This window comes from Haloarcula salinisoli (genome assembly GCF_019599405.1).
GTDB lineage: Archaea > Halobacteriota > Halobacteria > Halobacteriales > Haloarculaceae > Haloarcula > Haloarcula salinisoli.
The window spans coordinates 1407697-1430967 of record NZ_RKLQ01000001.1 but is presented as its reverse complement, the minus strand read 5'-3'; the positions used below and the strand labels follow the sequence as shown (position 1 = coordinate 1430967).

Genomic DNA, 23271 nt, shown 5'->3' with positions numbered 1-23271 from the left:
GAGCGGCCGCAGTCGTCTCCGAAAACACCTAACACCCTGCACGCACAGGCAGGGGTATGGTCACGTCGAGCGCTCCCGGCAAGGTGTACCTGTTCGGGGAGCACGCAGTCGTCTACGGCGAACCGGCGGTCCCGTGTGCCATCGAGCGCCGGGCTCGCGTCACGGCAGAGGAGATCGACGAGGGGCTGGTCGTCCACGCCGACGACCTCCAGCTCGACGGCTTTACCGTCGAGTACGTCGGCGACGACACCGACCACCCCGACGTCGACGCCGAGAACTCCCTGGTGGAGGCGGCCACGGGCTACGTCAACGAGGCCGTCGCTCAGGTCAGAGACGCAGCAGACGCACCCGATGCGGGCTTCGAGATATGGATAGAGAGCGATATTCCCCTCGGTGCGGGGCTTGGCTCGTCCGCTGGCGTCGCCTGTGCGGCCATCGACGCGGGCTGTCGGGAACTTGGCGTCGAACTGCCGCGCGCGGAGATAGCCGACCGGGCCTATCAGGTAGAGGCAGCGGTCCAGGACGGGGAGGCCTCCCGCGCGGATACGTTCTGCTCGGCGATGGGCGGGGCGGTCCGCGTCGAGGGCGACGACTGCCGCCGCCTCGAGGGGGTCGGAAACCTGCCGTTCGTCATCGGCTACGACGGCGGGGCCGGGGACACTGGCGAACTCGTCGCGGGCGTCCGCGAGCTCCGCGAGGAGTACGACTTCGCGGCCGACACCGTCGAGGCAATCGGTGATATCGTCCGGGAGGGCGAGTCCGTGCTCGGCACCGAGGACACGGAGACGCTGGGCGAGCTGATGGACTTCAATCACGGCTTACTCGGGGCGCTGGGGGTATCCTCGCGCTCGCTCGATACGATGGTCTGGGCGGCCCGCGACGCTGGCGCGATGGGTGCGAAGCTCACCGGCGCCGGCGGCGGGGGCTGTGTCGTCGCCCTCGACGAGACGGACGCCGCACTGACGGCACTGAAGTACACGCCGGGCTGTGACGAGGCGTTCCGGGCGGCGCTGGACACCGAGGGGGTCCGGGCGGAGTGACCGTCGTTCTGAAACTCGGCGGGAGCGTGGTCACCGAGAAAGACGAGCCCGAGACTGTCGACGACGACGCGCTCGCGGCGGCCGCCGACGCCGTCGCAGCCAGCGACGACGACCTCGTCGTGGTCCACGGCGGCGGCAGTTTCGGCCACCACCACGCCGCCGACTACGGCGTCAGCACGACCGATGGCACCCACGACGCGGCCGGGGTCGCCGCCATCCACGGCGCGATGAAACGGCTCAACGACGCCGTCGTCACGGCGCTGGCCGAGCGGGGCGTCCCCGCCGTCCCGGTCCACCCGTTCTCGGCCGCGAGCCGCGACGCTGCGGGGGCCCTCGACCTCCCGACCGAACAGGTTCGGACACTGCTCGCGGAGGGGTTTGTCCCCGTCCTCCACGGTGACCTCGTGGCCCACCGGGGCGAGGGCACCACAGTCCTGAGCGGCGACGAACTCGTGGTCGAACTGGCCCCGGCGGTCGAGGCCGACCGGGTCGGCGTCTGCTCGACGGTCCCGGGTGTCCTTGACGACGAGGGCGAGGTTATCGACCGTATAACGGCCTTCGACGAGGTGGCGTCGGCACTGGGCGCCAGTGAGGCGACCGACGTCTCGGGCGGGATGGCCGGGAAGATACGGGCGCTGCTCGCGCTCTCCTCGCCGGCCCACGTCTTCGGCCCAGCGGCACTCGGCACCTTCCTCGCCGGTGGCGACCCCGGGACGACCGTCGCCGGCGACGGGACGACGTAATCCCGTCGTAACCTATTTTACTGCAGTTATCATTTGTCCGATTATGTCTGCTGCTGGGTTATCAGATGTCTATCGATACGGTGTCCGCTTCGTCGGCTACCTCCTCGCGGTGACGCTGGTCGCCGGCGTCTTCGTCGGCACCGGAGTCATCGTGGGCGGTCGTGTACTCACCGACGTCGCCGGTGGCGCCGCCGGGGCGGCGACTGGTCCCGTGGTGGCCGCTATCGCGCTCATAACTATCGGCGTGTTGCTCCTCCTGTCGGGCCTGGTCGGTCTGGCGTACAAACTCGTCGCCGACGCGACGACGGCCGGCCTCGTGCAGGGCCAGACTGTCGACGTGGCAGCCACCGAGCCCGCCGACGGCGACGCGACCGACGACGAGGTGGCGGCCACCGACGATGATACTCCCGGGGACATCGCCGGGACCACGGGTGCAGCCACGGCGGCCACCGACACGGTGGACGAGGAGTCACCGTCCGATGGCGCCGAAGACGCCACCGAGACGGCCCAGGGAGAGCCGGGACCGGACTCCACCGAAGACGAGCCCGCGCCTGACTCCCAGTCGGAGCCAGCCACCGACGAACAGACCGTCGTCGAGGAATCCCCCGAGCCGGAGAGCCAACCCGCATCACCAGCGGACGCGACCGCGGACGCAGCGCCCCCGCCCGACGAACCCGTCCTGGACGACGAGCGTGGGGACGCGCCCGACGAGTCCCCACCGGAGACGACCGACTCGAACGAGTGGGTCGAACAGTCGACCACAGGCGGGGAGGACGAACCGGCCGAGACAGCAGAGACCGACCCCGAACCGGCCGAGACAGCAGAGACCGACTCCGGACCGGTCGAAACACAGCCGGAGGAGTGGTCGCCGCCGGACCCCTCGGAGTTCGAGACGGCGGTGCCCGCCGAAAGCGAGGCCGCCGACGAGTCCGGGACCACGGAGCCGGCTGCGGAGTCCCCGAGGGCCGAGGAGTCGTCTGGCTGGGAGATGGGAGATGGCGACGAGGAGTCGTCGGACGGTCCCCGGACGGCCGACGACCTCTTCGGCGAGACGGACGACGGAGGAGAAGAGTCGGCAGAGGACGTCTCGGGACTGTTCTCCGGAGACGAGGAGACACCAGAAGCGGACAGCGGTGACGAGGAACCCTCCGAGGACCTGGACGAGGAGTCCGGGGAATCGACGCCCTTCGAGACGAAATCAGATAGCGACCCGCTCTCGGACGCGCTCGAGGACTCGTAGTCGTCGACGACTCGGAACCCACATCGTTTTAAGAACTGGCGTTGTATCCGTCGGTAACCGAGCGCACGGCCGCCCGCGACGGGTCGGCGGCCGGCAGACGACGGGAACAGTCGTCGGGACACGAGTCCCTTCCGCGACGGACAGCGAGGCTACGGGCGACACCCGGCCGGCCTCGCTCAAGGAACCGAGACGCCGTTTCAGCCGTTACCGTCGTTGCCAGCCCCGACCGCGTGCTCGCGGGCGGCTCCTACTCGGAGCTACAACCATGGAAGTCGAAATCGCAACAATTGGCGGATACGAGGCTGTGGGCCGACAGATGACGGCCGTTCGAGCGGGCGACGACGTCGTCATCTTCGACATGGGCCTCAACCTCTCGAAGGTACTGATTCACGACAACGTCGAGACCGAGCGGATGCACTCGCTCGACCTCATCGACATGGGCGCTATCCCGGACGACCGGGTCATGTCCGAACTCGAAGGCGACGTGAAGGCCATCGTCCCGACCCACGGTCACCTCGACCACATCGGTGCCATCTCGAAGCTGGCCCACCGCTACGATGCCCCCATCGTCGCGACGCCGTTTACCATCGAGCTGGTCAAACAGCAGATCAAGGGCGAGGAGAAGTTCGGGGTCCAGAACGACCTCGTCAAGATGGAAGCCGGCGAGACGATGCAGATCGGCGAGCGCAACGAACTCGAGTTCGTCAACGTCACCCACTCCATCATCGACGCAATCAACCCGGTCTTGCACACCCCCGAGGGCGCCGTCGTCTACGGGCTGGACAAGCGGATGGACCACACGCCGGTCATCGGTGACCCCATCGACATGAAGCGGTTCCGCGAGATCGCTCGCGAGGACGAGGGCGTCCTCTGTTACATCGAGGACTGTACGAACGCCGGCCGGAAGGGCCGAACCCCCTCCGAGAACGTCGCCCGGACCCACCTCAAGGACGTCATGACGAGCATCGAGGACTACGACGGCGGTATCGTCGCCACGACGTTCTCCTCCCACATCGCCCGCGTGAAGAGCCTCGTCGAGTTCGCAGAGGACATGGGCCGTCAGCCGGTCCTGCTGGGTCGTTCGATGGAGAAGTACTCGGGGACTGCGGAACGACTCGACTTCGTCGACTTCCCGGACGACCTCGGGATGTACGGCCACCGCAAGTCCGTCGACCGCACGTTCAAGCGAATCATGAACGAGGGCAAGGAGAACTTCCTGCCCATCGTCACGGGCCACCAGGGCGAGCCCCGCGCGATGCTCACCCGTATGGGCCGTGGCGAGACGCCCTACGAACTGTCCGACGGTGACAAGGTCCTGTTCTCGGCCCGGGTCATCCCGGAGCCGACCAACGAGGGCCAGCGCTACCAGTCCGAGAAGCTGCTGGGCATGCAGGGCGCCCGCATCTACGACGACATCCACGTTTCGGGCCACCTCCGCGAGGAGGGGCACTACCAGATGCTAGAGGCACTGCAGCCACAGCACGTCATCCCGGCCCACCAGAGCCTCAAAGGGTTCGCGCCCTACGTGGACCTCGCCGAGGACTTTGGCCTCAAGGTCGGTCGCGACCTGCATATCACCCGCAACGGGAATATGATTCAGCTCACCGAATAAGCATGTCAGAACGCCACCAGCAGGTCGAACAAGCTATCCTCGCCCGTCGCGAGCGGATCAACGAGGCGCTCCCGGAGGCGCTGCCGGTCACCCGACCGGAGGGGCTCTACGAGGCGACTCGATACCTGCTCGACGCCGGCGGCAAGCGGCTCCGGCCGACCGTCCTCCTCCTGGTCGGTGAGTCGCTGCTTTCCGTCGAACCGCGAGGGGCCGACTACCGTGCGTTCCCCACGCTCGAGGACGGGGAGGTCGACCTGCTGTCGGCGGCCATCGCCATCGAGGTCATCCAGACCTTCACGCTCATCCACGACGACATCATGGACGACGACGACCTCCGACGTGGGGTCCCGGCCGTCCACAAGGAGTACGACCTCTCGACGGCTATCCTGGCCGGCGACACACTGTACTCCAAGGCCTTCGAGTTCCTGCTTTCGACCGGCGCGGCCCACGACCGGACCGTCGCCGCGAACAAGCGCCTGGCCGAGACCTGTACGCGTATCTGTGAGGGCCAGTCGCTCGACATCGAGTTCGAGGCCCGCGACGCGGTGACGCCCGACGAGTACCTGGAGATGGTCGAACTAAAGACCGCCGTGCTGTACGGCGCGGCGGCGGCCATCCCGGCGACGCTGCTGGGTGCCGACGAGGAGACCGTCGAGGCGCTGTACAACCACGGTCTCGACGTCGGGCGGGCGTTCCAGATTCAGGACGACCTGCTCGACCTGACGACGCCATCCGAGAAGCTCGGCAAACAGCGCGGGTCGGACCTCGTCGAGAACAAGCAGACGCTCGTGACGCTGCACGCCGAGCAACAGGGCGTCGACGTCGCGAACCTGGTCGACACCGACTCCGTCGAGGCCGTCTCGGAAGCCGAAATCGACGAGGCCGTCGAGACGCTCCACGAGGCGGGCTCTATCGAGTACGCCCGTTCTCGAGCCCAGGAACTGGTCACCAGCGGCAAGGAGAACCTCAAAGTCCTCCCCGACAACGAGGCGCGTGACCTGCTCTCCGGTATCGCGGACTACCTGGTCGAACGCGAGTACTGAGCGGCGTCGGTTTTATACGCCGCCAGACGAGTTCGCGGCTGGTCGCTAGTTAACCGAGATGGACTCCGCCGCGATAGTCACGTTCGCACCGGGCATACTACTCGTATCGCTCGCGACACCCTCGACGGTCACACAGTCGCCCTCGGAGACGTCGTCCGTGCTCTGGACGAACGCCGTATCGGTGCCGTCGTCGATGGTGAACGACCCCTGGCCGGTCTCGGTGACTTCGCCGGTCACCGACACCTCTCCGCTCGCCTCGGCTATCTCCGTCTCGCCGGGGCCACAGCCACCGCCGCCGCCGAGTATCCCGCCACACCCAGCGAGGCCGACCATCAGTGCGACTGCCACGAGTCCGTACGTCCGAACACCTGCGTTTTGCACCATATTTCGCAGTTTTTCCGACGGTACAAAAGTCTGTATGGTGGTATGAGAGACCGTCTAACGGCCCCACCGGCACCGGAGAGTTATGTCTGTCTGATACTAACGGGGAGCCGTGACCCAGTTCGTCCTCTACGGCGGCAAAGGCGGGGTCGGAAAGACGACCGTGGCGGCGGCGACCGGATTGGAACTGTCCCGCGAGGGGTTCGAGACACTGGTCGTCTCGACGGACCCGGCCCACTCGCTAGGCGACGCGGTCGAGCGGTCCATCGGTTCCGAACCGGTCGAGATACGCGAGCGGCTCTGGGGCGTCGAAATCGACCCGCAGGCGGGTATCGACCGCTACGAGGCCATCTTCGAGACACTGGCCGAGGAGTTCGACGACGCCGGGATCCACCTAGACGAGGACCAGGTCGCCGAGCTGTTCACCTCGGGCGTCTTACCGGGTAGCGACGAACTCGCCGCCATCGACGGGCTGGCGACCTACGTCGAGGACGACCGGTTCGACCGTGTCGTCTTCGACACCGCGCCGACCGGCCACACGCTGCGTTTGCTCGACCTCCCACAGATGATGGACCGCGGGCTGGCGACCGCCCTCGACCTGCGCGACCAGGTCCGCCGGAAGGTCGACACCGCGCGGACGATGATGTTCGGGCCGATGGGACGCAAACGCCGCGAGGAGGCCGACAGCTTCACCGAGATGCGCGACCGGATGGAACGGGTCGGCGAAGTGCTCCGAGACCCCGCCCGAACGGAGTTCCGCGTCGTGACCATCCCAGAGACGATGGCCGTCCGCGAGAGCGAACGGCTGGTCGCCCAGCTGCGGGAGTTCGAGGTCCCGGTACGAACGCTGGTGGTCAACAAGGTCATCGAGGACCCCGGCGACTGCGAGCGCTGTCTGGGAAAGCAGGCCGTCCAGGAGGAGTCACTGGCGGCGTTACGGGAGTCACTGCCTGAACTGGCGGTGTGGACCGTCCCCGACGAATCCGGCGAGGTGACCGGACTGGCGGCGCTGGAGCGGGTCGGGCAACACATTGGTGGGTGAATAAACCGGTAGCATACGCCGAGCGTAGCGAGGCGTTTCCCTGACCGCGAGGCGAAGCCGAGCGGTCAGCACTTTTTCGCCCACGTTTTTCACCCGGGGTTGAGCGCTCGCCACCGCGAGCGCGAACCCCCGGGTGAAAAAGGTGGTCCGACGGCGTTTTAGCCCTCCCGCCGGACCCTTCGACCATGGACGACGCCGTACGCCAGCGTATCGAGGAGGCCGCCGAGACGAACGCCCTCCTCAACGCTGTCAAACACGACAGCGAGGCACAGGTCGGGGCTATCATGGGGCCGCTGATGGGCGAGAACCCCGAGTTCCGGGAGCACGGTGACGAGATCCCCGGTATCATCGCACCCGTGGTCGAGCGGGTCAACGGGATGGATAGCGAGGAGCGCCGGGCGCGAATCGCCGAACTCGCTCCGGAGAAACTCGAGGAGATAGAGAGCGAGGACGAGGGCGACGACCACCCGCTACCGGACCTTCCAAACGCCGAGGACGGCGAGGTGCGGATGCGGGTCGCCCCCAACCCCAACGGCCCGTGGCACATCGGTCACGCGCGGATGGCCGCCGTCATCGGCACGTACAAGGACCGATACGACGGCGAGTTCGTCTGCCGGTTCGACGACACCGACCCGGAGACCAAGCGCCCGGACCTGGACGCATACGACGCAATCCTCGACGCCATCGAGTATCTCGGCTTCGAGCCGGACGATGTGGTCAGAGCGAGCGACCGCGTCGACGTCTACTACGACCACGCCCGCGAACTCATCGACCTGGGCGGGGCCTACACCTGTTCCTGTCCGCAGGGGGACTTTTCCGAGCTGAAAAACAGCGGCGAAGCCTGTCCCCACCGCGAGAAAGCCACCGAGACCGTCGCCGAGGAGTTCGAGGCGATGGTCGACGGCGAGTACGAGAGCGGCGAGATGGTGCTGCGGGTCCGGACCGACATCACCCACAAGAACCCCGCGCTGCGTGACTTCGTCGCGTTCCGCATGATAGACACGCCCCACCCGCGCGAGGAAGCGGCCGACTACCGCTGCTGGCCGATGCTGGACTTCCAGAGCGGCGTCGACGACCACCTGCTCGGTATCACCCACATCATCCGCGGTATCGACCTGCAGGACTCCGCGAAACGCCAGGGCTTCGTCTACGACTACTTCGGCTGGGAGTACCCCGAGGTCGTCCACTGGGGCCACGTGCAGGTCGACGCCTACGACGTGTCGATGTCGACCTCGACCATCGGCGAGCTCGTCGCCGAGGGCGAACTGGACGGGTGGGACGACCCGCGCGCGCCGACCGTGGCGAGCCTCCGACGGCGGGGGATTCGGGGTGAGGCGCTCGTCGACGCGATGGTCGAACTGGGCACCTCGACCTCCGACGTCGACCTCGCTATCTCGTCGGTGTACGCCAACAACCGCGAGCTGATAGACGACGACACCGACCGTGCGTTCTTCGTCCGCGACGACGAGGAATCTGGCGGGCTCGTCGAACGCCAGGTCGTCGGCGGGCCCGACGCCGGTGAACCGCCGTTGCACCCCGACTTCGAGGACCGTGGCCGGCGGGACATTCCCGTCACGGCGGGGGTCGTCGTCGAGGGCGACGACCTGCCCGACCACGGCGACCGCGTCTGGCTCAAGGGCTATGGCTGCGTGCGACACACTCGCGACGCCTTCGAGTACGTCGGCGACGACATCACGGCGGTCCGCGAGGAGGGCGTCGACGTGGTCCACTGGGCGCCGGCCGACGGCCCCGAACTCCGACTGCGGACGATGGACGGCGACGTGACCGGCATCGCCGAGCCGGGCTATCTCGACTACGAGCCAGACGTTATGCTCCAGTTCGAGCGAATCGGCTTCGCCCGCGTCGACCGCGTCGACCCCGACGAGGAGTCCGTCGCGTACTTCGCGCATCCATAGCCCCTGAAACCGCAGTGGGTCCTCCGGTTGCTGTCGGCTGGCGACCCCGACGCTTTTTTCTCTCGACCCACCGGACTCTCTACCGTGAACCCACCCGAGGAGACGACGGTCACCGTCAGGCGTGACGTCCCGTTCCACGAGGTCGACGGTGAGACCCTCCGGCTGGACGTGTACGAATCGACGGCGACCAGCGCGCCGAAACCCGCTGTCGTGCTGGTGCGAGGCGGCGGCTTCACGGTCGGCGACAAGGGCGAGTTCGCCCGCCATGCCATCGACCTCGCCGCAGATGGGTATCTCGTCGTCGAACCACAGTACCGACTCGCGCCCGAGCACACGTTCCCGGCGGCGCTGGTCGACGTGAAGGCTGCTATCGAGTGGTGTCGCACCGAGTGCGAGCAGGTGGACCCACAGCGCATCGCAGCCGTGGGTCACTCCGCCGGCGCGAATCTGGTGGTGCTCGCGGCGGCGACGGCCGACGACCCGGCGCTGGAGCCCGATATGTACCCCGGCTCCTCGTCGGCGCTGTCGGCGGTGGTCGGGTACGCGGGCATCTACGATTTCCGCATGGGACTGGACGACCGCCGGCAGACGTATCTGGGCGGGTCGCCCGAGGACCTGCCCGCCGCCTACGACCTCGCCTCGCCGGTCGAGCAGGCCGACATGTCGATGCCACCGACACTTCTGCTCCACGGTGAAGACGACCACGTGGTTTCGCCCCAGCAATCGGCGGTACTGGCCGAGGCGCTCGACCCGCTGACCACCGTCGACCATCGCGTGGTTCCCGGCGGCCACGGTTTCCCGTTCGACGGAGCCCACTACGAGGCGACCTCCGAGACGACCGCTGACTTTCTCGCGACGCAGCTGGCGTCACAGACCGACCGCGACCCCGAGTTCACCGTCGACGACAACAGGAACCTGTGACTGTCCTGTCAGATACCGCTGGTAGCGATAGCTTCTGTGACACTCACAGTCCGACAGACGGTAACTCGGTTTGGAGAGTCCCGGTTCCACCGTGCCAGCCCGACGGTCCTACCCAGTCTCCTCGACGGTGATGTCTCCGTCCGCGGTGCGGTTGAGATACCGATACGTGTTACTCGAGGCGCTGGGGAGGTTCGGACAGTCGTCGTAGTCGACCGCGGAGAGGTCAAAGCTCGGCCCGGTCGCTCCCCACGCAGCGGTACACTCGACGAGTCGATGGTCGGTTCCGTTCCCGACTCGGTCTCCCGGACCGTAGCTTCCATTGGGATACCACACCGGCCCGGGGGTGGCAACGACGATGTCAGTCCTGCTCGTGAAGTTGACCGGGTCGACCGTCCCGACGCGGCGTTCCTGCTGGGCTATCTCCATCGTGACGGGCTCGTCCTGCCGGCGGTACGTCGACGTGCGCCCGCGTTTGGTCGTGTCTGCCGTGACTTCGAAGCGGGCGTACTCACCTTCGACATCGAGGGTCACGGTGTTTGCCGAGACGAACCAGAACTCGGGCCACGGAACGAGCGGCAGCCCCGGAACCGGGAGCCACACGTCGTTGCGGACCGCGAGTGCCGCGTGTTCGCTTGCGTTCGGCGTATCCGGGCCGTCCCTCGCCGGACGGGCGTCGGGCGTGCTGGTCCGCGTGACCGGCGAGCTAGAGAGATACGTCGGCGAGCCGTCGACCCGATAGCTGATCTCGCCGAGCAAGGGCGTCTCCTCGACTTTCGCTCTGGTCTCTGTTATGCTCGAGACAGAGAGCGCCTCGCGTGCGAAGAACAGCGCCTGGCTGAATCCTTCGTTGATACGTTCCCCGTCGGGCCCGAGCTGTTGGTTGATCTGCTCTCGACCGCTGTTTCGCTTCTCCACGTATCGGGTCATCCAGTCGTTCGTGTTGTCGACGTAGTCGTTGACGAGTTCGGCACGGGCGTAATGTGCCGGCGTCAGAAACGTGCTGTTGGGATAGACGTAGTCGTCGTCGACGGCATCGAGATCCGAGCGCATCACCGAGAGGGGCTCCTCACCGGTCAGGATTCGGCGGCGCGTGACCGTCGTATTGTTCACATCGTCGACGATGCCGTCGTGGCTGGTCTGGAGTTGACTCACCATCCAGCTCTCGAGGGCGCTCCGGTTCCCGGCCAGCAACGTCTCCGGTCCGATCGTCGAGGGGTCGCCGAGACTGTCTTCGATCTGGTCAGTGAAATCTGAGCGCTGTCTGATCGCACTCGCATTGAGCGTCTCGTTCTCGATATCGCTCTCGAGGGTGTCGGGTTCGACACCGTCGAGGAGTTCCGATATCGAGGCGTCGAGGCCGGGATTGAAATTCTCGGTCGGCCCCGGCGCCCCGTTGGCCCTGTACATGTTGGCGATATCTCGATCCTCGACATCGTGTCCGGGGGCGAACCCCCCTTCGATCACGATCGTGGTTTGGTAGCGCTTCGAGCTACTCGCGTTTGTCGTAGCCGTGTGTCTCACGTTATCTTCGGTGCGTACCCACTTTTCGACCTCCGTGTATTCGATATCGAGGCTGACCGTTATCTCGTGGAGACGCTGTTGGCTGTCCCCGTTCGGGAGTTCGGTCCAGTTGACAGACGTATCCACGCTGTCCTGTGTCGTCTCCGTCGATACTGAGCGCCACCCCGAGTGGCGGTCTGGTTCGTCCGCATCGGGCAAACTCCCGCTCGAACTGGTGTTTTCCAGCCCGGCGCTGACGTCTACCCGATAGGTCGAATCGATGGTGGTATCGACCAGCTCTGTGGGGGTGAAACCGTAGGACGGGTTCTGGTTCGGGCCGTTCGCGTAGTTACTATCGACCGCCGGGTGGTTCCCAGCTTCGGTCGCGTTCTCTTCGATAGCCGCGCCCTCGATGTCGTCTGCCGAGAATCCGGGCTGGTCCGCGCCGACCACCTCTTGGAAGGCCGGCTGGGCGAAGCGTTCGATCGGAATCTCCGCCGTCCGACGCGTTATCGGCCGGTCGATGCCGCCGAGCATCTGGTCCGTGATGTCCCGAAGATTGCTCGGGGCGGGTCCACTGACCTCACCGAACGGGAACCGCGAGGTCTGACAGAAGTTCTCGTCACTGAACGAGTAGTTGAACCCGGCGCCGCCGCGGGTCATGAACGGCCCTGTCGTCGACGCGGACGCAGTCGCCGCTGCGGTCCGCTCGGTCGTGGGTTCGGACGGGGTTCCGCCCCCAGCCTGGCCACGCCCGTCCGCATCCGCCAGTGTCTCGATCGTCCGTGCTCCCACACAGGCCCACGCGGGTGACATCACGGCCTCCGCCTGGGGGTCTTTCGAACCGAAGACCCGCTGCTGTACCGAGAAGATGGCGGCGTTGGCGACTGTTTCGGCTTCGTGATTCTCGACGAGGCTGTGGAACGCGAACTTGGTCTCTGCCGTCGCCTGCTCGCTCGGGCGCGCGTTCGGATGCATCCGCTCCGTGTAGGCCTTGCTCCACACGAGCGGATACAGCCGCTTCGCGAACTTCTGGCTGAACCCCTCCGCGTCGGCGACACTGGTATCGAAGAAGTCGGTGTTCAGTCGCTTCTCGTAGGTCGTTGTCCGCTCGTGGAGTCCGAATACCGCCGAGCCGGTGGTGACGGTGATTGTCTCAGTCTTGTTATCGACTACCGTTCCGTTACGGACGACGCTGACGTTGATGCCGCTGACAGTGGCTCTGACAGCACCACTCTCCATGTCGTCCTGATACCGGCCGACCTCGAGGTCGACCTTGCTGATGGCCGCCGCTATCTCGTCTTCCTCGTTGCTGAGCGCCGGGAGCGAGGCGCGCGTAACAGTGCTTTCGTTTATCCGCTGGCTCCCCCTGTCGAGATTCCGCTGTGTCTCCTGGTAGATACGGAGACGGACGTATGGACCGAACGTCTCGTACGTGGATTCCTCGCCTTCGATACGCACGTCTGCTTCGTCGATTGCCCGCCCGACGGGTGTGTCTGCCGTGCGGTTCAGCGGCTCCGCTGCGGTCTTCTGTAGCCCTTCGGAGATACCGTCGCTCACGGCCGTCTTCGCCGACGCCGACGCGCGGTCCATCGGGCTAACGGTGGTGGTGATTGACCCCGATTCGGGTCGCGTGTCCAGATAGAACACGAGGGTAGTACTCGAGACCAGCAACAGAATCCCGATAATCGTGAACGGTATCTGTCTGCTGTCGTCCGACGCGATCGATAGCCCGGAGTCCGGGTTCATTGGTACCAACGCCTCAGAGCCCGCAACCGGACGCAATCTCGGCCCTCGTTCCATCGCGGCGTTCGCGACGGACCCGTTGCCGGAGCGGACTCAGCTCCCCACGCCGGCGTCCGCTCTCCGAACCCTCCACGGTGCATGAGCCACTTCTCATACTCGGGCAACTTAAATCAATATAAATTATATCTGCGATTATCGTGGCGATAGCCCGACCGATTCACAGTGGGTGGTCACCCGGGAACAGCACCCGGGGCTCGTCCGTACAGTAGCACTCCAAAGTTATGCCGGGTAGAACCGATTACCCCGGTACTGTCGCGACCGAACGGTAGTTCGAAATCAGGACTCGGCGTTCTGCCTGTCAACATCGAGATCGAGCAACGGCCGATGCCTCCTTCGGGATATCGGCACCGGGGGTCAGCCCAACGCGCGAAGCGTGTCGCCGCCACTCACACACGCAGTGCCGACGACGAGCACCGGTTCGTGGCCACCGACGGTTCTCGACCCGTTTGTTGATTGATAACTGCATATGTTTTGGTTGCTATTTGAAGTGATCGAATACAGTGGGTATATTCGCTCGCCAACTCGGGTTTATTCTAATTACGAATCCCTACCAGCCCGGACAAGTTTGATCGGCGACCGCTGAACGTTCCGCGAAAATATGGGTATGCTACCTTCAGTCAGTCGATTTTAAATACAACCAGTATGGGGGTCATTTCATATACGACTCGGCAAATAAAATGCGGTCAGTCTACACTGGCGCGTCGGTACCGGCGATGACGCCGACAGCGACCGTTGCGATGAGGTATATCGGTACCGCGAAGATGAGCGCGCGGCCGACCCTGTACCCGATAACGGAGCGGTCGAGGCCGTGACGGAGCGCCATCGACAGCGTCGTCAGGATCACCGCGAGCGTGATGATGTAGACGCCGATGACGATACCGAGCTGGTCCGTCGGCAGCGCGGAGCCACCTTCGACCACATCGGCCCCCGACCCGACCATCCCGCTGGCCAGTCCCACGGTGGCCCCGCCGACGAGCGGCCCGAAGAAGGAGGCCGTGTTCGTGAGTGTCCCGGTCACCATCGCGAGCTTGCGTTTGGTCCGGCGTTCGACTTCCCGTAGCTCCTCTAGGTGGTCGGCCATCGAGACGATGGACTTCCCGGCCGGCTGGCCCTCGTCGGCCGCGATAGCCAGCAAGGCAGCGGTCCCTTCCGTTCGAACCGAGGGAATGTCCTTGAGTGCTCCGTACTGTCCGAGGAACGCCTCCTCGACGGTTGTCTTGAGCCGTTTCTGGATACCGGCGGCGTCGTCGAACACGTCGCCCGTCTCACCCGGGACACGGTGGCCCGCGTGGTCGATGGCCGACTCGACGGCCTCGTTGTCCGAGACCTGGCGACCGACGATGTACAGCGCATCGACCAGATGCTCTTCGACGTCTTTGACGTACTCGCGGACCTCCTTGATAGGCCTGAAGTACCCGACCAGGGTGAATCCTACCCCGAGGCCGATGCCGGCCAGCGGTGCGAGATGCCTGGAACCGACGATGATCGCCACCGCCGCCCCACAGACTCCGGCGAGTGCACCGTAGACGAACGGTGGCCAGGTCCGGTCGGGGACGTCGGGATGGGAGCGCTTGACGTCAGGCGGCGGGAACGCGACCGGTCGTCGCACCAGCAACCAGACACTGGCTGCGATGAGCATCACGGGCAAGACGACGTTGTAGACAACCACGAAGAACCAGATGGAGACCGGATAGCCCGCCAGCGAGGCGGCCGGGACGAGCGCGACCAGTGCGAGTGGAAGCATGACACCGAACGCGTACAGCGCGGTGGTCGGGCTACGGATGGCCGCGGTGAACTCCGCCATCTGCTCCCGGGTGCCGTTGAGCACCGCGGCCATCGCCCGGTCGAGCGTTCGGTCGCGCTCGCCATCGGGTGCTTCCTGTGCAGCCGAGAGGAGGTGCGAGGAACGCTGCAACGCCGGGAAGTCCTCCGACCAGTCCTCGGCGAAGCTGATGAGCCCCGAATCGGGTGTCCCGATAGACCGGTCGATGTGTGACTCCAGGCTGGCCGCGAGCGGGCCGTCACCGGTCTCGGCGGCGAAACGAACTGCGTTCTCCGTCGCTGGCTGGATGTGCATCCGCAGGACGGCACGACCGATGAGGTCCGGCGTCTCACCGAGTGCCCGTGTCCGTCGGAGGGAGGCCAGGAGATGCGGGGCCGTGTGAACCCCGTGCATGACCAGGAAGGAGACGACCACACAGATAACGAGGACGGCAACCAGCGGGACGGGCGTGTAGACGAGCGGCAGGGGCAGAAAAAAGGCGAGGACGCCCGCGACGTAGCCGGCCCGAACGAGCTCTTCGGCCGTGTACGCCGGCTCGATGAAGGCGATTGCCTCCACGAGCTCGTCGCTCACGTCGACGTCGTCCGGATACATCGCGGCCAGAGCCAGCACCAGGCTAGCTAGTGTTCCCATCGATACTCACTCCTGCTTGTGGTCCGCGTACGCCGGGGCGACTTCGTGTGGCCCCGTCACGCCGTCTTTCGCGAGGTCCTCGATGAATTCCTTGCGCTCGTCGATGTCTGCCCGGATGTCCGCGTACTCCTCGGCCGGGCCCGTCAGGCGATGGATGAGCCGACTCTCACCCCGGTCGATGCGGCCCGTCGATTTGGCCTGGTCGCCCTCGATCTCGTACAGGGACTCGAAGTAGATGCCGTCCTCTCGGACCATGACCTCTTCGATGGCCGACAGTCGCCGCTTTCGCCCGTTGGGGGTCTTGTACGCCTGGACCGTGACCACGAGGTCCGTCGCGCCGAACGACGAGGGCGGGACGCCGAGGTCGGAGACGACCCGCTCGAAGACGGAGTCGGCCCCGTCACCGTGGATGGTCCCGAGCACGGCGTTCGCGTTGGCACCGACGCGCATCGCCTCGTAGAGGACCTGGGCTTCCTCGCCCCGAATCTCACCGACCACCAGCGCCCCGTCACCGAGGCGCAACGCGGTCTTCAGCGCGTCCGCGGCCGAAATCTCCGGGCCGCTCCCGGAACCGGTCCGGAGCGCCTGGATGTCCCGGTCCACAGACTGTAACGGGTTCACCGGCAGCTCCGGCGTGTCCTCGATGATGACCGTCCGGGTGTCCGGTGAGAGCTCGTACAGCAGCGTCCCGAGCAGGGTGGTCTTCCCGGCGCCACGCGTCCCGGCGATGAGCGCCGCCGCGTTGCGCTCGATGGCCACCGAGAGGAACGCCGCGGCCTCGGCCGGCATCGTCCCGTTGGCGACCAGTCCCGGCAGCGTGAACTTGTCGTCGGCCTGTTCGCGGAAGGCGAAGGCGACGCCCTCCGAGACGGGGTCGGTGACCCCCGCGATACGGACGCCGGTCCCGTTCTCAAGGTCGGCCTTGGCGTCGACGGTCGGGCTCGCCCGCGAGAACGCCCGTCCGCTTGTCCGACGGATACGCGAGGCGAGCGCGCCGACGCCCTTCTCGGTGATGTAGACGTTCGTCGTCATCGCCTGGCCGTCCACGACCACGCGAACCGGGTTCGCGCCGACCGGCGAGGTGACGTAGATGTCCGTGACGCTCGGGTCCGCGAAGATGTCCTCGAGGATACCGTACCCTTGCGTGTGTTTCTCGAGCACGGCGGTCAAGACAGGGTCGACATCCTCGTCAGCCACGTGTTTGATCGCCCTCGAGGCGGCCCGTTCGCCCTCGACGAAGCCGTCGGCGATGGCCTCGTAGGCGTCCATGAGCACCGACCGCTCCTCGCTCGACAGCGTGAGGTCAACCAGGTCCAGCGAGTAAAAGGGGACGCTATCGGACCGCTCGTAGATTCTGGCCTCGCTGCCGGTCTCCAGTTCGCGGACCTCCGCCAGGCGTGCGTCCTCGGCCATCGACCGGTCCACGTAGTAGTTTGCGACCGTCAGTCCGACGAACGGAGACAACACCTGCTCGTAGGAGCCCACGCCACTGCCGGCGCTGATGAGTTCGGACTCGATACCGATATCGGCGATGGGACCGACACGCGAACGGAGGTCCGTCGCGACACTGAGCGGGTCCCGGGCCGCCTCGGCCGCCACCTGTTCGTCCCGCTCGCCGACCATTTCGATGAACCGTCCGGCACTGGTCAACAGGTCGACACCGTCCTGCTCGTAGCGGTACTCACGTCCGTTCCGGTGGACGTGTATCCGCTCTACCCCCCTGTCGGTCAGTTCGTCGATGACCGTCTGCCGACACTCGACGCTCTCGGCGAGGTCGCCCGAGCAGTCGTCGGCGTCGACGACCAGTGTCCCGTCGTCGAAGGACACGGAACAGCCACACGGCCCCTCGTCCTCGTCGTCCCCGAACATAGAGAAGGAATCGAGGCCGAGCATGGACTGCAATGAGCTAGCGTTATCCGACATGCTGGGACTCGCCCCGTCTTCGGACTTAAAATTAGGCGCGGGACAGCACGACGACCGCCGTCTCGTTATGCCGGGCCAGCCCGAGACGGTACTCCGCTTACCGGTGCCTGATAGCGATGTCGTGTTCTCGAACTCGTTGTTGACGATGGGGTCCGCGATGGTAGTTTGCTTGTTGGTACCGCCCTCCAGTCGGTCGCGAAGGATGCTGAAGTTATTCGAGTGGCGCTCGATGCGGAACTTCGCTACCGGCACAGAGGTCAACGAATCGTCTGGGAACGTGAGTGTGACCGGCCGCTGTGGGCCCCTGACACGGTCCGGCGGGACCTGCTCGTTTTGCACAAGCGACACGGACGCCGTTGACTGCTCCGAGAGCTATTGCTCGACGATTTTCACGCTGTTGGTCATCGTACCGATCTCTATCGCCGGAACGGAGGCGCTCATAATAGCGACCGTCAGCAAGACAGCGACGCCTACGCGTATTATTTAAACAGCGAGGAGAGGAATCCGTCGCCATCGTCGTCCGACTTGTCCTCTGTCGGTGACTCACCATTATCGAGGTTGCCGGACTCTGCCGGGGTCGTCGTCACCGGCTCCTCACTGCTCCCGTTTTTCGACTCCTCGTCGCCGAGCACCCCTGTCAGGGACGACATCAGGCCGTCCTCGTCGTCGTCGTTGCTCTCCTCCTCCGGCACGATATCGTCGACCGTCTGTTCGAGGTCCGTCCGGCGCGAACCTGCGGCCTCGGTCTGAATCGTCGCGCTTTCGGCGCCCCGGTCTGCGTTGCTCGACGGGGACTGGGCGGCGAGGTCGGGATCGACCGCATGTTCGAGCTCGTCTACGCGCTCTTCGAGCCGGTCGACGGCCGCGTACGCCGCGCCCGCCTGCTGCTCGACGTTCTCGTTGACCGACCGGACGTTGCTCACGTAGCCATCCAGCGCGTCGTACACCCCCTCGAGTTCGGCCACCCGCTCCTCGATAGAGTCGAGACGCTGTTCCACTCGCTCTATATCGTCCGCGAGATCTGTGAGGTCGGCGATATCGTTCAACTCGTGGTCGCCGTCGGTGACGGTCCGCTCGACGGCGGCCAGTCGTTGTTCGATTCGATCGATATCAGTCATGGCCTGATTACGCGCCTCCTTGTACTTAAACCTCAGATTTTAGAGGCGATTAAAACCTCTCAGACGGACCGATTTCGGCAAGTACCGGACGGTGCCGACCCGGCCCGGGACATCACGATACCGATCTGTCTCACTCCTCCAGGGTGACGTCGCTGGCGTTCGGGCTGTCCCCTCCGTGGGGCGTGGCCCGCCGCCGTATCTGGGCAGCGTGGACGGTCTCGGTCGAGTCGTCGATGATGACGACCTCCCCGGGGCCGGTCGGCAGTCGCTCCCCCAGTGACGATTTCATGTACGTCGGCTGGGCGGCGTCCAGCGCCTCCAGGTCCACTTCTGAGGTCAGGCGATGGGAGATGAGGATGTCCGATTGGGAGACGGCCACCTCAGGAACGACGCTCGGTCGCTGGGTCGCCATGATGAGGCTCACACCGGGGGCGCGGCCACGCGTGAGGATGGTCTCAAGCGCCGACCGTGCGACACCCTCGAAGAACGTGTGGGCCTCGTCGATGAGTACCCACGGGAGCCGAGGGATGTCCCGGTCCACCCGAGCGCGGTACAGCGCCTCGCCGATACCACGGGCGACGGCGTTCATCGGTGCGGCGTCGAGCCCGGAGACGTCGACGACCGTAATCTCGCTCGAACCGAGGTCGGCCGCGGTCATCCCGTCCTCGTCGAAGACGCCCCACGACTCGGCGAGGCTGATGTGGTTCGTCGCGGCCCGTTTGTCCGTCTTGGGCGCGTCGGTCTCCTCGACGTGGGCGCGCATCTCCGCCAGCGAGTCACAGTTCCCGGCGGCCTGCCAGACCAGCCCGCCCGCGCCGCTCTCGGGGGACAGTCCCAGCAGTGCACACCAGGACTTGGGGTCGAGCGACCGCGGCGTCACGGCCGGGTCGTCGATGACGGTCGTGGGCACCGGCTCGCCGTCGGCCTCCTCGCCCAGCGTGTCGAAGACGCCCATGGGGTCGATGATGACCGGAGCGACACCCTTCGATCGCGCGAGCGACTCCGCGATGACGCCCAGGGTGTAGGACTTCCCGTACCCACGCTTCCCAACGATGAGCATGGCGTGGGGACCGTCGAGGTCGATATGCAGTGGCGCACCCTCGCTCCCGTCGAGGGCGCGGTAGGACCCGAGGTCGCCTGCCGGCCCGGAATCGACACCCTCCTCTCGTCCGATTACGAAGCTCACAGTGTGGCTTGCCTCGGTCTCATATTTCAACCTTGGCTCCAAAGTTTAAGTCAGAAGACGAGACGAAAAAAAGTATGCGTTCGCTGAAAAAGCTGTGGACTGACAACCGTGGTATCGAAGGACTGCCAATCAGACTGGTCATCGCACTCGTCGTCGGCGTGGCGAGTCTGGCCATCATGACGAGCATCCTCGGCGGGCTGCCGCAATTCGACAACACCGAGGTAACGGTGCAGGTCGAGGACGACCAAATGACAGTTGAAGACCTTACTAGCGGTTCCGAAACGCTGACGTTCGAGGTCGTCACCGATGAAGGTGAAGAAGTCAACGGAGCACAGGTCGTCATCACCGAAGGAACGGCTTCGCTGTACGATGACCAATCGGCACACACCGAAGGAACCGGAGATGACGACAACACTGTGGACGTCGATTTCCAGGACGAAGAAAGCGGTGACTCTGCAGATGTCGTCACCGACCTTCGAGAAGACCAGGATACTGCCACGCTGAAAGTCGAGGTCCAGCCACCGACCGACAGCAACTACGTTGACGAGCAGGAGAACCCCGAAATCCTCGTCACGGCGTAACAACTGATTCTGGCGGTTTTTTTTTGACCCACTGCCCGAAATATCCAGACGCTGGTCATTTATATCAGCGTATTTAGCATGTAATTTGAGCGCATGACAGCTACGGCTAATCGAGCAGGCTCGATAGCACTGACCATGGTAGTGCTCGTGAGCATCGGCGCCGCAGGCTTCTCGGGGTCGGCCGCGGCACAGGAATCGACGCTCGACGAGATGGAGGGCAGCGGGACCGCCCAGGACCCGTACGTCATCACCACCGTCGACGAGCTCCAGGCGATGAACCAGGACCGGGACGCCCACTACGTCCTCGGCAACGACATCGACGCCGGCGAGACCGAGAACTGGAACACCGGTGCTGGATTCAGGCCAATCGGTAACAATCCCAACTCCGACGAGGCAGAAGGTGGTCGATTCTCCGGAACCTTCGACGGGCAGAACCACACCATTTCAGGACTCACCGTCGACCGGCCGACGAGAAACGACGTGGGACTGTTCGGCGATAGTACCGGGACAGTGAAACACGTCAGGATAACCGATGCGTCGATGGCGGGCAAACAGAGTGTCGGCGTTGCCGTTGGCGGAAATAGTGGCACCGTGACCGACGTGACGGTGACCGGTACCGTCTCGGGAACTGTCAGTGTCGGTGGTCTGGCCGGGGCGAATACCGGCCAAATCGCGGCGTCTGGCGCAAATGTGGACGTGACCGCGACGAAACGAAGTGCCGGGGGTCTCGCCGGTAGCTTTGGCGGTGACAGTGGTGAGATTCGTCGCTCGTACGCGACCGGTGACGTGGACGGCGTTGATTACGTCGGCGGGGTCGTCGGAACGACGAACGGCGGCGTCGTTGCGTCCGTGTTTGCTACCGGGGCGGTGAACGGTACTGAAAACGTCGGTGGTCTGGTCGGCGAACATAATGAGGCACGGCTGGTTCGCGGTTACTTCACGGGGACTGCGACCGGGACGAACCAGGTTGGCGGTGCGGTCGGTGATATTCGTCAAGATGGGTCGATTGCCCGCGCCTACACGACAGGCGACGTACGCGGCGACGATGATGCTGGGGCGGTTGCTGGCTACATCTCACAGAGGGAGGCCCAGCTCAGTGAAGTATACTGGAACAGCCAGGTGTCGGCAAGCAAGGCTTTCGGTGTTGACGATACCGAGTCCGTCACCGGTCCAATCACCGGTCTCACCACCGACGAAATGACTGGACAGGCCGCCCGCGAGAACATGAACGGGCTGAACTTCGGACCGGCCTGGGCAGCGACGGACGAGTACCCGGTCCACCGCTGGGCCGTCGAGACCGTCTCGTTCTCCATCGAGGTCACCCGAATCGCACGTGGTGACACGACCGACGCGACCGTCACGCTCGAACTGGTCGACGGCCGTACCGTCACGGCGTCGGAGACTGCCAGCTACGGAACCAACAGCTCTGTTGCGTCGGTCGACGCCGGTACGGTTTCGACCAGCGAGACCGGCACTGCCGAGGTCACGGCGACTATCGCCGGCCAAACGAAAACGGAGACGCTCACCGTTCTCGAACCGCCCAACATCACGGCGACGGCGGTCTCGATAGACGAGGACCTCGTGGCCCAGAACGCCCCGGTCGATATCGTGACGACGGTCGTCAACACCGGGGATATCGCCGGTGAGGACACGGTTTCGCTGCGAATCGACGGCGAGACGGTCTCCGAAGTCACCGTCTCCGGTGAGCCGGACGTAGAGCAGAACGTCACTGTCGACTGGCAGCCCGAGTCGCTGGGCACCTACGACGTGGCTGTCGACGACGCCTCCGCTGGCACGGTCGAAGTAGTCGAACCGCCGGAGCTGACGACCGAGAGCGCAGTAGCGAACGTCTCTGTGGTCAGCGCCGGCGCGTCAGTGCCGGTGTCAGTGACCATCGCGAACGACGATCGTCTTCGTGGGGCACGCAACGCTACGCTTTCGGTCGACGGCGAGAACGTCACGAGCGAGCTGGTCTCGGTCGAACCCGATACCGAGACCACGACGGCGCTGTCGTGGACACCTGAGGAACCGGGCACCTACGACCTCGCCGTGGACGGCGTTTCGGCGGGCACTGTCGAGGTTGTCCCTGCCGATTCCATCACTGTCGAGAACGTCTCTACGCCTGCGAACGCGACCGGGGGCGAGTCCTTCGACGTGGACGTGACGGTCAACAACACCGCAGATGTCACAGTCAGCGAACGGCTGCGACTGACAGCGAACGGTCAGACCGTCGGCACGACGTGGGCGGAGCTGCCCGCCAACGACACGACCACGGTAGCGGTCTCCGGTGTCGTGAACAACTCGGGGACGACGACGCTGTCGGCCGAATCGACGAGCAGTTCGGTGTCGGCCGACCTGTCGGTGCTGGAACCCGCCTCGTTCGCTCTCACGGCACTGGACGCCCCGTCGTCCGTGACGGCCGGGGAAAGCGCCACGGTGTCCGCGACTATCGAGAACCAGGGCGGTGTGGCTGGCTCCCAGAGTGTGCGCCTGTCGCTCGGTGGCACGCAGGTCACGAGCGAGTCGGTCGAGCTGGCGGCCGGCGCGTCGACGACCGTCTCCGGTGATATCTCGCCGTCCTCCGCTGGCGAGACTCGGGTGACCGCACAGACCGACGACGACAACCGTACCGCGACGGTGACCGTCGACGCGGCTTCGACGCCCACCACCCCGGGTGCGGCCGGGACCGACACCTCCAGCGGGAGCGGGCCCGGCTTCGGTGTCGCTGCGGCCGTGGTCGCGCTGCTGGCCGGTGCTGCGCTGTGGCGACGTCGCTGACTACCCTCGCTCACGGCGCTGTATT

Annotated in this window: 16 protein-coding genes and 1 pseudogene; 10 read left to right on the top strand and 7 right to left on the bottom strand. The window is 65.3% G+C overall.

Annotated features, from left to right (window positions below):
- Window positions 1-56: 56 nt before the first annotated feature.
- The 5 genes from mvk to idsA3 all read left to right on the top strand — a co-directional run bounded on the left by mvk (window position 57) and on the right by idsA3 (window position 5678).
- Window positions 57-1040, top strand: a complete 984-nt coding sequence (mvk, locus tag EGD98_RS07375) for a mevalonate kinase (protein WP_220587695.1) — start codon at window positions 57-59, stop codon at window positions 1038-1040.
- Window positions 1037-1783 carry an isopentenyl phosphate kinase gene (locus tag EGD98_RS07370; RefSeq protein ID WP_220587694.1) on the top strand — a complete coding sequence of 249 codons (747 nt, stop codon included), beginning with the start codon at window positions 1037-1039 and terminating at the stop codon, window positions 1781-1783. Before mvk ends, EGD98_RS07370 begins: the two co-directional genes overlap by 4 nt.
- Window positions 1784-1826: 43 nt before the next feature.
- Window positions 1827-3023, top strand: coding sequence for a putative sodium/potassium/calcium exchanger (locus EGD98_RS07365; RefSeq protein WP_220587693.1), 1197 nt, complete (start codon window positions 1827-1829; stop codon window positions 3021-3023).
- 265 nt (window positions 3024-3288) lie between these two features.
- Complete coding sequence (locus tag EGD98_RS07360) at window positions 3289-4635, top strand: ribonuclease J (RefSeq protein WP_220587692.1); 1347 nt, start codon at window positions 3289-3291, stop codon at window positions 4633-4635.
- A gap of 2 nt (window positions 4636-4637) precedes the next feature.
- Window positions 4638-5678: a geranylfarnesyl diphosphate synthase gene (gene idsA3 / locus EGD98_RS07355; protein WP_220587691.1), complete on the top strand. Its 1041-nt coding sequence runs from the start codon at window positions 4638-4640 to the stop codon at window positions 5676-5678.
- A 45-nt stretch (window positions 5679-5723) separates the two neighbouring features.
- On the opposite strand, the gene EGD98_RS07350 is transcribed toward idsA3, so the two are convergent.
- Complete coding sequence (locus EGD98_RS07350) at window positions 5724-6062, bottom strand: OB-fold nucleic acid binding domain-containing protein (RefSeq protein WP_220587690.1); 339 nt, start codon at window positions 6060-6062, stop codon at window positions 5724-5726.
- Window positions 6063-6171: 109 nt separating this feature from the next.
- Between EGD98_RS07350 and EGD98_RS07345 the strand changes: the two genes are divergently transcribed.
- From EGD98_RS07345 to EGD98_RS07335, 3 genes are all read left to right on the top strand, one after another.
- The gene (locus EGD98_RS07345; RefSeq protein WP_220587689.1) at window positions 6172-7101 is read left to right on the top strand and encodes an ArsA family ATPase; all 930 of its coding nucleotides are present in this window, start codon (window positions 6172-6174) and stop codon (window positions 7099-7101) included.
- Window positions 7102-7286: 185 nt separating this feature from the next.
- Window positions 7287-9017, top strand: a complete 1731-nt coding sequence (locus tag EGD98_RS07340) for a glutamate--tRNA ligase (RefSeq protein ID WP_220587688.1) — start codon at window positions 7287-7289, stop codon at window positions 9015-9017.
- Between the two features lie 84 nt (window positions 9018-9101).
- Entirely contained in the window at window positions 9102-9938 is an 837-nt protein-coding gene (locus EGD98_RS07335) for an alpha/beta fold hydrolase (protein WP_220587687.1), read from the top strand.
- A 108-nt stretch (window positions 9939-10046) separates the two neighbouring features.
- Here the strand turns inward: EGD98_RS07335 and EGD98_RS07330 are convergent, their stop codons facing one another.
- The 6 genes and pseudogenes from EGD98_RS07330 to EGD98_RS07310 form a co-directional block, all read right to left on the bottom strand.
- Window positions 10047-13187, bottom strand: coding sequence for a DUF7286 family protein (locus EGD98_RS07330; RefSeq protein WP_220587686.1), 3141 nt, complete (start codon window positions 13185-13187; stop codon window positions 10047-10049).
- 745 nt (window positions 13188-13932) lie between these two features.
- On the bottom strand, window positions 13933-15660 hold the full coding sequence (locus EGD98_RS07325; RefSeq protein WP_220587685.1) for a secretion system protein: 1728 nt from the start codon (window positions 15658-15660) through the stop codon (window positions 13933-13935).
- Between the two features lie 6 nt (window positions 15661-15666).
- A complete protein-coding gene (locus EGD98_RS07320; protein ID WP_220588049.1) occupies window positions 15667-17583 on the bottom strand; it encodes a type II/IV secretion system ATPase subunit in 1917 nt (638 codons plus the stop codon).
- A gap of 153 nt (window positions 17584-17736) precedes the next feature.
- Window positions 17737-18024: pseudogene (locus EGD98_RS21245) on the bottom strand (DUF7311 family protein); the annotation flags it as partial.
- 38 nt (window positions 18025-18062) lie between these two features.
- Window positions 18063-18701: a DUF7310 family coiled-coil domain-containing protein gene (locus EGD98_RS07315; protein WP_220587684.1), complete on the bottom strand. Its 639-nt coding sequence runs from the start codon at window positions 18699-18701 to the stop codon at window positions 18063-18065.
- A gap of 130 nt (window positions 18702-18831) precedes the next feature.
- Window positions 18832-19887 carry an ATP-binding protein gene (locus tag EGD98_RS07310; RefSeq protein ID WP_220587683.1) on the bottom strand — a complete coding sequence of 352 codons (1056 nt, stop codon included), beginning with the start codon at window positions 19885-19887 and terminating at the stop codon, window positions 18832-18834.
- A gap of 74 nt (window positions 19888-19961) precedes the next feature.
- Between EGD98_RS07310 and EGD98_RS07305 the strand changes: the two genes are divergently transcribed.
- Both EGD98_RS07305 and EGD98_RS07300 read left to right on the top strand, forming a co-directional pair.
- A complete protein-coding gene (locus tag EGD98_RS07305) occupies window positions 19962-20468 on the top strand; it encodes a hypothetical protein (protein WP_220587682.1) in 507 nt (168 codons plus the stop codon).
- A gap of 135 nt (window positions 20469-20603) precedes the next feature.
- Window positions 20604-23246 (top strand): CARDB domain-containing protein, encoded by a 2643-nt coding sequence (locus EGD98_RS07300; protein WP_220587681.1) that lies wholly within the window; start codon window positions 20604-20606, stop codon window positions 23244-23246.
- Window positions 23247-23271: the final 25 nt, after the last annotated feature.

Coding starts and splice junctions, on each gene's coding strand:
- mvk (WP_220587695.1), top strand. CDS start 57: ATGGTCACGTCGAGCGCTCCCGGCAAGGTGTACCTGTTCGGGGAGCAC.
- EGD98_RS07325 (WP_220587685.1), bottom strand. CDS start 15,660: ATGGGAACACTAGCTAGCCTGGTGCTGGCTCTGGCCGCGATGTATCCG.
- idsA3 (WP_220587691.1), top strand. CDS start 4,638: ATGTCAGAACGCCACCAGCAGGTCGAACAAGCTATCCTCGCCCGTCGC.
- EGD98_RS07315 (WP_220587684.1), bottom strand. CDS start 18,701: ATGACTGATATCGATCGAATCGAACAACGACTGGCCGCCGTCGAGCGG.
- EGD98_RS07320 (WP_220588049.1), bottom strand. CDS start 17,583: ATGTCGGATAACGCTAGCTCATTGCAGTCCATGCTCGGCCTCGATTCC.
- EGD98_RS07365 (WP_220587693.1), top strand. CDS start 1,827: ATGTCTGCTGCTGGGTTATCAGATGTCTATCGATACGGTGTCCGCTTC.
- EGD98_RS07300 (WP_220587681.1), top strand. CDS start 20,604: ATGGTAGTGCTCGTGAGCATCGGCGCCGCAGGCTTCTCGGGGTCGGCC.
- EGD98_RS07305 (WP_220587682.1), top strand. CDS start 19,962: ATGCGTTCGCTGAAAAAGCTGTGGACTGACAACCGTGGTATCGAAGGA.
- EGD98_RS07350 (WP_220587690.1), bottom strand. CDS start 6,062: ATGGTGCAAAACGCAGGTGTTCGGACGTACGGACTCGTGGCAGTCGCA.
- EGD98_RS07330 (WP_220587686.1), bottom strand. CDS start 13,187: ATGAACCCGGACTCCGGGCTATCGATCGCGTCGGACGACAGCAGACAG.
- EGD98_RS07340 (WP_220587688.1), top strand. CDS start 7,287: ATGGACGACGCCGTACGCCAGCGTATCGAGGAGGCCGCCGAGACGAAC.
- EGD98_RS07360 (WP_220587692.1), top strand. CDS start 3,289: ATGGAAGTCGAAATCGCAACAATTGGCGGATACGAGGCTGTGGGCCGA.